The organism is Pseudomonas sp. SDI (assembly GCF_003105155.1).
GTDB lineage: Bacteria > Pseudomonadota > Gammaproteobacteria > Pseudomonadales > Pseudomonadaceae > Aquipseudomonas.
In genome coordinates, this window is record NZ_QETK01000011.1 from 47,647 (window position 1) to 59,402 (window position 11,756).

An 11,756-nucleotide genomic window follows, 5' to 3' on the forward strand; every position below is an offset into this window, starting at 1 on the left:
TCCTGGGCTTTGTTTTTCAACGTGCTCCCGCCGCCGAACAGATTCTCCCCACCCCATCCCCGCACCGTTTAAACTGCGCCTTTGCGACCCTATTTGTCGCATTGCCGAAAGCCTTGGTAAAACAGGGTTTGGCGCTATAAGAAGTTGTCGCTTGGCGGCAAGGTCGGGCGCCGTTCTGTCCTTACAATCCCCCCATCGCTCGCCAGTTCCAGGCAGGCGTTCCTCTTCAGGAGACTCCGATGTCCGTTGAGCAAGCTCCGGTGCAACGCGCCGATTTCGACCAGGTTATGGTCCCCAATTACGCACCGGCGGCATTCATTCCCGTGCGTGGTGCCGGGTCCCGCGTCTGGGACCAGTCGGGACGCGAACTGATCGATTTCGCTGGCGGCATCGCCGTTAACGTCCTGGGGCATGCCCACCCGGCACTGGTCGGCGCACTGACCGAACAGGCCAACAAGCTGTGGCACGTGTCCAACGTCTTCACCAACGAGCCGGCCCTGCGCCTGGCGCACAAGCTGGTCGACGCCACCTTTGCCGACCGCGCGTTCTTCTGCAACTCCGGCGCCGAAGCCAACGAGGCCGCCTTCAAGCTGGCCCGGCGCGTTGCCCACGACCGTTTCGGTGCGCAAAAGCACGAAATCATTGCCACCGTTAACAGCTTCCACGGTCGTACCCTGTTCACCGTGAGCGTCGGTGGTCAGCCGAAGTACTCCGACGGCTTCGGCCCGAAGATCACCGGCATCAGCCATGTGCCGTACAACGATCTCGAAGCCCTGAAAGCACAGATCTCCGACAAGACCTGCGCCGTGGTGATCGAACCGATCCAGGGCGAGAGCGGTGTGGTTCCGGCCGATGTGGCCTACCTGCAAGGCGCCCGCGAACTGTGCGACAAGCACAACGCCCTGCTGATCTTCGACGAAGTGCAAACCGGCGTTGGCCGTACTGGCTCGCTGTTCGCCTACCAGCACTACGGCGTGACCCCGGACATCCTCTCCAGTGCCAAGAGCCTGGGTGGCGGTTTCCCGATCGGCGCCATGCTGACCACCGAAGACCTGGCCAAGCACCTGGCCGTCGGCACCCACGGCACCACCTACGGCGGTAACCCGCTGGCGTGTGCCGTTGCCAATGCGGTGCTCGACGTGGTCAACACCCCTGAAGTGCTGGCCGGGGTCACGGCCAAGCACCAGCGCTTCAAGGCCCGCCTGGAAAAAATCGGCCAGCAATACGGTCTGTTCAGCCAGGTCCGTGGCATCGGCCTGCTGATCGGCTGCGTCCTCACCGACGCCTGGAAAGGCAAGGCCAAGGACGTGTTCAACGCTGCCGAAAAAGAGGGCCTGATGGTCCTGCAGGCCGGCCCGGATGTAGTGCGCTTCGCCCCGAGCCTGGTGGTTGAAGACGCCGACATCGACGAAGGTCTGGACCGCTTCGAGCGTGCTGCGGCAAAACTGACCCAGGCCTGATAAGCGCCGGTCGTCCTTCGCTGGCCCTGGTGGCCAGCGAAGCTGATTTTCTGTGGCGTGTGCCAGTGTGTACGCGCCGCTTTTTCTGTGCCGACAGCGGTCGGCCTGTTTTCCCGAAAGGAGTGACACCATGCTGGTGATGCGCCCCGCGCAAATGGCTGACCTGGAAGAAGTACAGCGTCTGGCTGCGGACAGTCCCATTGGTGTTACGTCCCTGCCGGACGATGCCGGTCGCCTGAGCGACAAGATTGCCGCGTCGGAAACCTCGTTTGCTGCCGAAGTGAGCTTCAATGGCGAAGAGAGCTACTTCTTTGTGCTCGAGGACAGCACCAGCGGCAAGCTGGTCGGCTGTTCCGCCATCGTCGCCTCGGCCGGTTACTCGGAGCCGTTCTACAGCTTCCGTAACGAGACCTTCGTGCACGCTTCGCGCGAGCTGAAGATCCACAACAAGATCCACGTGCTGTCGCAGTGCCACGACCTTACCGGCAACAGCCTGCTGACCAGTTTCTATGTCAAGCCCGAGCTGGTCGGCACCGCCTGGTCCGAGCTCAACTCGCGTGGCCGCTTGTTGTTCATGGCCGCGCACCCTGAGCGTTTCGCCGATTCGGTGGTGACCGAGATTGTCGGCTATAGCGACGAGAATGGCGACTCGCCCTTCTGGGACGCCATCGGCCGCAACTTCTTCGACCTCAACTACGCCGCCGCCGAACGCCTGTGCGGGCTGAAAAGCCGGACCTTCCTGGCCGAGCTGATGCCGCACTACCCGATCTATGTGCCGTTGCTGCCGGATGCTGCGCAGGAGGCCATGGGCCAGGTTCATCCGCGGGCACAGATCACCTTCGACATCCTGATGCGCGAAGGCTTCGAGACCGATCACTACATCGATATTTTCGACGGCGGCCCGACCCTGCATGCGCGGGTGTCCGGGATCCGTTCGATTGCCCAGAGCCGGGTCGTGCCGGTGAAGCTGCAGGAGCAGCCGATCAAGGGCGGGCGCCAGTACCTGGTTTCCAACGGCCAGTTGCAGGACTACCGCGCCGTGTTGCTGGAGCTGGACTGGGTGCCGGGCAAGCCGGTGTACCTGAGCCCTGAAGCCGCCGAAGCGCTGGGCGTTGGCGAAGGTGCCAGCGTGCGCCTGGTTGCGGTGTGATACCTGAGAACCCCAGGTCGAGTTTCGCAGGGGCCAGACGGCGCCTGCCCGAGGAGATAGCATGATCGTTCGTCCCGTACGCAGCAGCGATTTACCCGCGCTGATCGAGCTGGCGCGCAGCACCGGCACCACTGGCCTTACCACGTTGCCGGCCAACGAAGAGCGCCTGGCCCATCGCGTGGGCTGGGCCGAGAAAACCTTCCGCGGCGAAGCCGGGCGGGGCGATGCCGACTACCTGTTCGTGCTTGAGAACGACGACGGCGTCGTGGTCGGGATTTCCGCCATTGCCGGCGCCGTCGGCTTGCGCGAGCCCTGGTACAACTACCGCGTCGGGCTCACCGTCAGCGCCTCGCAGGAGCTGGACATCTACCGGGAAATTCCGACCCTGTTCCTGGCCAACGACCTCACCGGCAACTCCGAGCTGTGCTCGCTGTTCCTGCGCGCCGACCAGCGCAGCGGCCTGAACGGTCGTCTGCTGGCCAAGGCGCGCCTGCTGTTCATCGCCGAGTTCCCCGAGCTGTTCGGGCCGAAGATCATCGCCGAGATGCGCGGCATGTCCGACGAACAGGGCCGTTCGCCGTTCTGGGAAAGCCTCGGCCGGCACTTCTTCAAGATGGAGTTCAGCCAGGCCGACTACCTCACCGGTGTCGGCAACAAGGCCTTCATTGCCGAGCTGATGCCGAAGTTCCCGCTGTACACCTGCTTCCTCTCGGAAGCCGCGCGCAACGTCATCGGTCGCGTGCACACCGACACCGAGCCGGCGCTGGCCATGCTCAAGGGCGAAGGCTTCAGCTACCAGGGCTATGTCGACATCTTCGACGCCGGCCCGGCCGTGGAGTGCGAAACCGCGAAGATTCGCGCGGTGCACGACAGCCAGGCACTGGTATTGGCCATTGGTACGCCGGGCGACGATGCCACGCCGTTCATCATCCACAACCGCAAGCGCGAAGACTGCCGCATCGCCGCAGCACCTGCGCGCCTGGCGGCCGGTACCCTGGTGGTCGATCCGCACACTGCCAAGCGCCTGCGCTTGAATGCCGGTGACCAGGTGCGTGCCGTGCCGCTGTCCGCTGCCCGGGAGAGCAAATAATGACTACGCATTACATCGCAGGCCAATGGCAGGCGGGCGCCGGCGACGCGCTCGAATCGCTCAATCCGGTGAGCCAGACGGTTGTCTGGCACGGCCAGGGTGCCAATGCGGCACAGGTCGAGCAGGCCGTGCAGGCGGCCCGTCAGGCGTTCCCGAGCTGGGCGCGGCAATCGCTGGATACGCGCATCGCCGTGCTCGAAGCCTTCGCCGCCAAGCTCAAGGACAACGCCGAGGCGCTGGCGCACTGCATCGGTGAAGAAACCGGCAAGCCGCTGTGGGAAGCCAGCACCGAAGTGACCAGCATGGTCAACAAGGTTGCCATTTCGGTGCAGAGCTACCGTGAACGCACCGGCGAAAAAAGTGGCCCGCTGGCCGACGCCACCGCCGTGCTGCGGCACAAGCCGCATGGCGTGGTCGCGGTGTTCGGTCCGTACAACTTCCCTGGGCACCTGCCCAACGGGCACATCGTGCCGGCGCTGCTGGCGGGTAACACAGTGGTGTTCAAGCCCAGCGAGCTGACGCCGAAAGTCGCCGAACTGACAGTCAAGTGCTGGATCGACGCCGGCCTGCCGGCTGGCGTGCTCAACCTGGTGCAGGGGGCACGGGAAACCGGCGTGGCACTGGCCGCCAACAGCGGTATCGACGGCCTGTTCTTCACCGGTTCCAGCCGTACCGGCAACCTGCTGCACCAGCAGTTCGCCGGGCGCCCGGACAAGATTCTGGCCCTGGAAATGGGCGGCAACAACCCGCTGGTGGTCGATCAGGTCCAGGACCTCGACGCCGCGGTGTACACCATTATTCAGTCGGCGTTCATTTCCGCTGGGCAGCGCTGCACCTGTGCCCGTCGCCTGCTGGTGCCGCAAGGCGCCTGGGGCGATCAGCTGCTGGCGCGGCTGGTTGAAGTCAGCAAGACCATCGCGGTCGGTGCGTTCGATCAGCAGCCAGCGCCGTTCATGGGCTCGGTGATTTCCCTGGCGGCGGCCAAGGCGCTGCTCGATGCCCAGGCACAGTTGCTTGGCAACGGGGCCACGGCACTGCTGGAAATGACCCAGCCGAACGCTACGGCGGCGCTGCTGACCCCGGGCATCATCGACGTTACCGCCGTGGCCGGACGGCCGGACGAGGAGTTCTTCGGTCCGCTGCTGCAGGTCATTCGCTACAGCGATTTCGATGCGGCGATTGCCGAGGCCAACAACACCCAGTACGGCCTGGCCGCCGGCTTGTTGTCCGACTCCAACGCGCGCTACCAGCGTTTCTGGCTGGAAAGCCGCGCCGGTATCGTCAACTGGAACAAGCAACTGACCGGCGCTGCCAGCAGCGCGCCGTTCGGCGGTGTCGGTGCCAGTGGCAACCACCGCGCCAGCGCCTACTACGCGGCCGACTATTGCGCGTACCCGGTGGCCTCGCTGGAAACCGCCAGCCTGGTCCTGCCTGGCACGCTGACGCCCGGCGTCTCCCTATAACAACAGCTTCACGGAGCCTTGCCGATGAAATCGTTTGAAGTGAATTTTGATGGTCTGGTGGGACCGACGCACAACTACGGCGGCCTGTCCTACGGCAACGTGGCCTCGCAGAGCAACAGCCAGCAGGGGTCCAACCCGCGTGAAGCGGCGCGTCAGGGCCTGGCGAAAATGAAGGCGCTGATGGAGATGGGCTTCCAGCAGGGCGTGCTGGCCCCGCAGGAGCGCCCGGATGTGGCGGCACTGCGTCGTCTCGGCTTTTCCGGTAGCGATGCCCAGGTCATCGAGCGCGCGGCCAGGGAAGCCATGCCATTGCTGGTCGCCAGCTGTTCGGCGTCGAGCATGTGGGTGGCCAACGCAGCCACGGTCAGCCCCAGTGCCGACACCGCCGATGGTCGCGTGCATTTCACCGCCGCCAACCTCAACTGCAAATACCACCGCAGCATCGAGCACCCGACCACCAGCCGCGTGCTCGGCGCGATGTTCGCCGAGCAGAAGCACTTTGCCCACCACGCGGCGTTGCCGGCGGTGGCACAGTTCGGCGATGAAGGCGCGGCCAACCACACACGCTTCTGCAAGAGCTACGGTCAGGCCGGTGTCGAGTTTTTCGTGTTCGGTCGCAGTGCCTTCGATACGCGCTACCCGGCACCGCAGAAGTACCCGGCGCGCCAGACCCTGGAAGCCTCGCAGGCGGTCGCCCGGTTGCACGGCCTGAGCGCCGACGGTGTGGTCTATGCTCAGCAGAATCCAGCGGTGATCGATCAGGGCGTGTTCCACAACGATGTGATCGCGGTAGGCAATGGCGAAGTGCTGTTCTACCACGAGGACGCCTTCCTCGAGACCGAGGCAATGCTCGCCGAGCTGCAGGCTAAACTGGCTAAGCGTGGGGGCAGCTTCCAGGCCATCTGCGTGCCGCGTGCCCAGGTTGCCGTCGAAGACGCCGTGCGCTCGTACCTGTTCAACAGCCAGCTGTTGAGCCGTGCCGACGGTTCTATGCTGCTGATCGTGCCGGAGGAGTGCCGCAACAACGAGCGGGTCTGGGCCTACCTGTCGGCCTTGACGGCATCGGGCGGGCCGGTAAAAGAGGTCAAGGTGTTCGACCTCAAGCAGAGCATGCAGAACGGCGGTGGCCCGGCTTGCCTGCGCTTGCGCGTGGCCTTGAACGAAACGGAGCTGGCGGCGGTGAATCCAGGGGTTATCATGACGGCGCCGCTGTATGACACCCTGACGCAGTGGGTCGACAAGCACTATCGCGATCGCCTGAGCGAAAGCGACCTGGCTGACCCGCAGCTGTTGCTGGAGTGTCGCACGGCACTGGATGAACTGACCCAGATCCTCAAACTGGGTTCGGTCTATCCGTTCCAACTCCAACCTTGAGAGAGCATTCGATTATGTCCGACACCCTGCAGCTGATCCTTGAAGACGATGACGGCACCCAGCTGGAAACCTCCTGCACCCGCTTTGCCGTGGTCTGGCAGGGCAAGGAAGTCTGGATTCAGCAAGATGGCCGCGGTCAGCTGCTGATCGGTGTCGACGTCGAAGAAGGCGACGCCGAGTACGCCAACCTGCTGCTGCGTCCGCTGGCGACCAACCTGGTCAGCCTGCAGCTGGAAATGGAGCCGGCGGATGCTGGCGAAGACGACGATCACGTTCATGGTCCCGACTGCGGCCATAAACACTAAGGAAACAGGCCATGCTCGCCCTCGGCAAACTGCTTGAACTGACCCTCGCCGGTCGTGAACCGGCGGAGAAGACCCAGCTGACTGTCGGAGGCGTGCGCATGCGCTGGCTGGGCGAGGGCGCGCTTGAAGTGCGGCCGCCCGAAGGCTGCGATAACGGCCTGGACCTGCTGTTGTCGGCTGGCATTCACGGCAATGAAACCGCACCGATCGAGTTACTTGACGAGTTGCTGCACGGTATTGCCCGTGGCGACATCAAGCCACGGGCGCGGGTGTTGTTCCTGTTCGGCAACCCCGAAGCGATCCGTAGGGGTGAGCGTTACCTGGAGCAGGACGTCAACCGCCTGTTCAATGGCCGTCACGAGATGTCCAGCGGTTCGGAGGCCATGCGCGCCGGCGAGCTGGAGCGTTTGGCCATGACCTTTTTCAGCGTGCCGGGGCGTAACCGGCTGCATTACGACCTGCACACGGCGATTCGCGGGTCGAAGATCGAGCAGTTCGCGCTGTACCCGTACAAGGAGGGTCGCCAGCATTCGCGTCGCGAACTGGCCCGACTGCGTGCTGCGGGGATGGAAGCGGTGCTGTTGCAGAGCAAGACCTCGACGACCTTCACTGCCTTTACCTACGAAACCCTGGATGCCGAGGCCTTCACCCTGGAGCTGGGCAAGGCGCGGCCGTTCGGGCAAAACCAGCAGGTGAACCTGGAGCCGCTGGAAACCCGCTTGAAGCAGATCGTCGAAGGCAACGAGCCCGAGTTCGCCGACGATAAGCTGGACGGCTTGCAACTGTTCAGTGTGGCGCGCGAGATCATCAAGCACAGCGATAGCTTCCACCTGCACCTGCCGGCGGACATCGAGAATTTTTCGGAACTGTCCCGCGGTTATCTGCTGGCCGAGGACCTGGCGCAGACCCGCTGGGTGGTCGAGGAGGAGGGCGCGCGGATTATTTTCCCCAATCCCAAGGTCAAGAACGGGCTGCGCGCGGGGATACTGATCGTGCCGGCTTCGGCCGAATCGTTGGGCTGAAGGCGAGTCGCCGGCAAGGCCGGCCCCCACAGGGGTTCACGTAACCTCTATGGGGGCCGGCCTTGTCGGCGATGACTGATCAGCCAACCATCTTCTGCGGCACTTCACTGCGGCGCAGCGCGCGTAGCTTCAGCAGCGTATCGGCGCAGGTCTTTGCCGCCTCTTCGCCTTTGTGCACGAAGTGCTCGAAGAAGAACGTCTGGTGTTCTTCGCCAGCATGGAAGTGGTGCGGGGTCAGCACGACCGAGAACACCGGTACTTCGGTTTCCAGCTGAACCTGCATCAGGCCGCTGATCACCGACTGGGCGACGAACTCGTGGCGGTAGATGCCGCCATCGACTACCAGGCCGGCGGCAACAATGCCAGCGTAACGGCCGCTGCGAGCCAGCAGTTTGGCGTGTAGCGGGATCTCGAACGCGCCGCCGACTTCATAGAAGTCGATGTCGCTGGCCGAGTAACCCTGGCGCGCCATCTCTTCGACGAAACCCTTGCGGCTCTGATCGACAATATCTTTGTGCCAGCACGCCTGCACGAATGCGATGCGCTCTGCGCCGTGGGCTTTGCTGTCAATCGGGGTAGGTTGCATTGAAACGGACTCCTGTTTGTGTGAAAAACAGGGCAGCTGGATCGAAGGGGATTGCTGTCACGCAGGCGTGCAGCCACAGACGCTCGCGCGCCGATCCCGCTCTCTCTTTATCCGGACTATGACCGTCGGCCCCGGAATCACACCGGGTCTGCTGACCTTGCTGGCAAGCCGGCAAGCGCTCGCGGGCTATGCGCATTGCGCGCAATTACCGCCGGTGGGGAATTGCACCCCGCCCTGAGAACGTTGCCGCCAGACGATGGCGGCGCGGACTTTGTAGCACAGTCGTCGCGCAGGTGTATAGGGTGCTAACTAATTGGTCGTAGATGAACGGCTTTTCATCCGCCCGTACTTGCCAATTTCCCGTTGCGCCGGCACTAATGCCTTGTCAGTGGAACCAGGCTGCCGCTAGCATCCGGTGCAACGCAATGCGCGAACATGACGCTTTTGCCTGTCTATCGTGTAACAGGCCGTCCAATTGACGGTTTCTATCGTATAAACACACTGCACCGTTAATGCAGGACCGATATAATGCGGCCCTTTGCCGTCGTTTCGTCAATTTGACGCACGCATTTGCCTCAGGCCGCCGTTTCCGTGGAAGAACCTATGAAAAGCGCAGAAATCCGTGAAGCCTTCCTTCGCTTCTTCGAAGAGCAGGGACACACCCGAGTTGCCTCCAGCTCCTTGATTCCGGGTAACGACCCGACCCTGCTGTTCACCAACGCGGGGATGAACCAGTTCAAGGACTGTTTCCTTGGTCAGGAAAAACGTGCTTACACCCGTGCGGTCAGCAGCCAGAAGTGCGTGCGTGCCGGCGGCAAGCACAACGACCTGGAAAACGTCGGTTATACCGCGCGTCACCACACCTTCTTCGAGATGCTGGGCAACTTCAGCTTCGGCGACTACTTCAAGCGCGACGCAATCACCTACGCGTGGAATTTCCTGACCAGCGACAAGTGGCTGAACCTGCCCAAGGAAAAGCTCTGGGTCACCGTCTACGCCAGCGATGACGAAGCCTACGATATCTGGACCAAGGAAATCGGTGTACCAGCCGAGCGCATGGTCCGTATCGGCGATAACAAAGGCGCGCCGTACGCGTCGGACAACTTCTGGACCATGGGCGATACCGGCCCGTGCGGTCCTTGCACCGAGATCTTCTACGATCACGGCGCCGACATCTGGGGTGGCCCACCCGGCTCGCCGGAAGAAGACGGCGACCGTTACATCGAGATCTGGAACAACGTCTTCATGCAGTTCAATCGCACCGCCGACGGCGTGCTGCACCCGTTGCCAGCGCCGTCGGTGGATACCGGCATGGGCTTGGAGCGGATCAGCGCCGTGCTGCAGCATGTGCATTCGAACTACGAGATCGACCTGTTCCAGAGCCTGCTCAGTGCAGCGGCCAAGGCTATCGGTTGCAGCAACGACGCCCAGCCGTCGCTGAAAGTGGTGGCCGACCATATCCGTTCTTGCGGCTTCCTGATTGCCGACGGCGTGCTGCCGTCCAACGAAGGCCGTGGCTATGTGCTACGTCGGATCATTCGTCGCGCCTGTCGTCACGGCAACAAGCTCGGCGCCAAGGGCAGCTTCTTCTACCAGATCGTTGCCGCCCTGGTTGGCGAGATGGGCGAAGCCTTCCCTGAGCTGAAGTCCCAGCAAGCGCACATCGAGCGCGTGCTCAAGGCCGAAGAAGAGCAGTTCGCCAAGACCCTGGAGCAGGGCCTGAAGATCCTCGAGCAGGACCTGGCCGAGCTCAAGGGCGACGTGGTGCCTGGCGATGTGGTGTTCAAGCTGTACGACACCTATGGCTTCCCGATGGACCTGACCGGCGATATCGCCCGAGAGCGCAACCTGACTCTGGACGAAGCCGGCTTCGAGCGGGAAATGGAAGCCCAGCGTGAGCGCGCGCGTTCGGCCAGCGCCTTCGGCCTGGACTACAACAGCCTGGTCAAGGTTGACGTGGCGACCGAGTTCACCGGTTACAGCGCCACCGCAGGCGACGCCAGCGTGGTTGCACTTTATAAGGATGGCCAGGCGGTCGAGCAGCTCGGCGAAGGCGAGGAGGGTGTGGTCATCCTCGATCGCACGCCGTTCTACGCCGAGTCCGGCGGCCAGGTCGGCGACACGGGCTACCTGCAGGCTGGCGCCGTGCGTTTCGACGTGCGCGACACCACCAAGACCGGCGGTGCCTTCCTGCACCACGGTGTGGTGGCCAGCGGTAGCCTCAGCGTCGGCGCCAAGCTGCAGACCCAGGTCGATGCCGACGTCCAGCACGCCACTTCGCTGAACCACTCGGCGACCCACCTGCTGCACGCGGCCTTGCGCCAGGTGCTCGGCGATCACGTTCAGCAGAAAGGCTCGCTGGTCGACAGCCAGCGCCTGCGTTTCGACTTCAGTCACTTCGAGGCGGTCAAACCGGAGCAGATCAAGGCCCTGGAAGACATCGTCAACCGCGAAGTGCGTAACAACTCCGAGGTGCAAACCGAAGAGACCGATATCGAGACCGCCAAGCAGAAGGGCGCCATGGCGCTGTTCGGCGAGAAGTACGGCGACAGCGTGCGCGTGCTGAGCATGGGTGGCGACTTCTCGGTTGAGCTGTGCGGCGGCATCCATGCCAAGCGCACCGGCGATATCGGCCTGTTCAAGATCATCAGCGAAGGTGGCGTGGCCTCCGGTGTCCGTCGTATCGAGGCGGTCACCGGCGCTGCGGCCCTGGCTTACCTGAACGCTGCCGAAGAGCAGCTCAAGGAAGCCGCGCAACTGGTCAAGGGCAGTCGCGACAACCTGATCGACAAGCTCTCGGCAGTGCTGGAGCGCAACCGTCTGCTGGAAAAACAGCTGGAGCAGTTGCAGGCCAAGGCCGCCAGTGCGGCGGGCGACGATCTGTCCAACAGCGCTGTCGATGTTAAGGGTGTCAAGGTGCTGGCGGCACGTCTGGATGGTCAGGACGGCAAGGCGCTGCTGGCGCTGGTCGATCAGCTGAAGAACAAACTCGGCCGCGCAGTGATCCTGCTCGGCAGTGTCCACGAAGACAAGGTCGTTCTGGTTGCAGGTGTAACCAAAGACCTGACTGGCCAACTCAAAGCCGGTGATTTGATGAAGCAAGCCGCTGCGGCGGTGGGCGGCAAGGGCGGTGGACGTCCGGACATGGCGCAAGGCGGTGGCGTGGATGCCGCAGCGCTGGACGCTGCACTGGCCCTGACCGTGCCATTTGTAGAGCAGGGTGTCTGAGGCGCTTGTGGCCCGTCGTCTAGTGGCGGGCCCTGGCGTTGATTGATTCGTTTATTGGGTGCCCTTCACGGGCTGAGG

9 protein-coding genes and 1 riboswitch are annotated in these 11,756 nt (G+C 63.3%); of the genes, 8 read left to right on the forward strand and 1 reads right to left on the reverse strand.

The features are described from left to right. Positions 1-239: 239 nt before the first annotated feature. From DCO48_RS09385 to astE, 7 genes are all read left to right on the forward strand, one after another. Complete coding sequence (locus DCO48_RS09385) at positions 240-1,460, forward strand: aspartate aminotransferase family protein (RefSeq protein WP_116550330.1); 1,221 nt, start codon at positions 240-242, stop codon at positions 1,458-1,460. A gap of 130 nt (positions 1,461-1,590) precedes the next feature. Beyond that, a complete protein-coding gene (aruF, locus tag DCO48_RS09390) occupies positions 1,591-2,610 on the forward strand; it encodes an arginine/ornithine succinyltransferase subunit alpha (RefSeq protein ID WP_116550331.1) in 1,020 nt (339 codons plus the stop codon). A gap of 61 nt (positions 2,611-2,671) precedes the next feature. After that, a complete protein-coding gene (gene astA, locus DCO48_RS09395; RefSeq protein WP_116550332.1) occupies positions 2,672-3,700 on the forward strand; it encodes an arginine N-succinyltransferase in 1,029 nt (342 codons plus the stop codon). Continuing rightward, on the forward strand, positions 3,697-5,163 hold the full coding sequence (astD, locus tag DCO48_RS09400) for a succinylglutamate-semialdehyde dehydrogenase (RefSeq protein WP_177410599.1): 1,467 nt from the start codon (positions 3,697-3,699) through the stop codon (positions 5,161-5,163). Before astA ends, astD begins: the two co-directional genes overlap by 4 nt. A 24-nt stretch (positions 5,164-5,187) precedes the next feature. Next, on the forward strand, positions 5,188-6,537 hold the full coding sequence (astB, locus tag DCO48_RS09405; protein ID WP_116550334.1) for an N-succinylarginine dihydrolase: 1,350 nt from the start codon (positions 5,188-5,190) through the stop codon (positions 6,535-6,537). A gap of 14 nt (positions 6,538-6,551) precedes the next feature. Beyond that, a complete protein-coding gene (locus DCO48_RS09410; protein ID WP_116550335.1) occupies positions 6,552-6,842 on the forward strand; it encodes a topoisomerase II in 291 nt (96 codons plus the stop codon). 11 nt (positions 6,843-6,853) lie between these two features. After that, positions 6,854-7,864 (forward strand): succinylglutamate desuccinylase, encoded by a 1,011-nt coding sequence (gene astE / locus DCO48_RS09415; RefSeq protein WP_116550336.1) that lies wholly within the window; start codon positions 6,854-6,856, stop codon positions 7,862-7,864. A 79-nt stretch (positions 7,865-7,943) separates the two neighbouring features. Here the strand turns inward: astE and DCO48_RS09420 are convergent, their stop codons facing one another. Further along, the gene (locus DCO48_RS09420) at positions 7,944-8,450 is read right to left on the reverse strand and encodes a 6,7-dimethyl-8-ribityllumazine synthase (RefSeq protein WP_116550337.1); all 507 of its coding nucleotides are present in this window, start codon (positions 8,448-8,450) and stop codon (positions 7,944-7,946) included. Between the two features lie 94 nt (positions 8,451-8,544). Then, positions 8,545-8,696: riboswitch (FMN riboswitch) on the reverse strand. Positions 8,697-9,053: 357 nt separating this feature from the next. On the opposite strand from DCO48_RS09420, the gene alaS reads away from it, so the two are divergent. Next, positions 9,054-11,678 (forward strand): alanine--tRNA ligase, encoded by a 2,625-nt coding sequence (gene alaS, locus DCO48_RS09425; RefSeq protein ID WP_116550338.1) that lies wholly within the window; start codon positions 9,054-9,056, stop codon positions 11,676-11,678. Positions 11,679-11,756 lie beyond the last annotated feature (78 nt).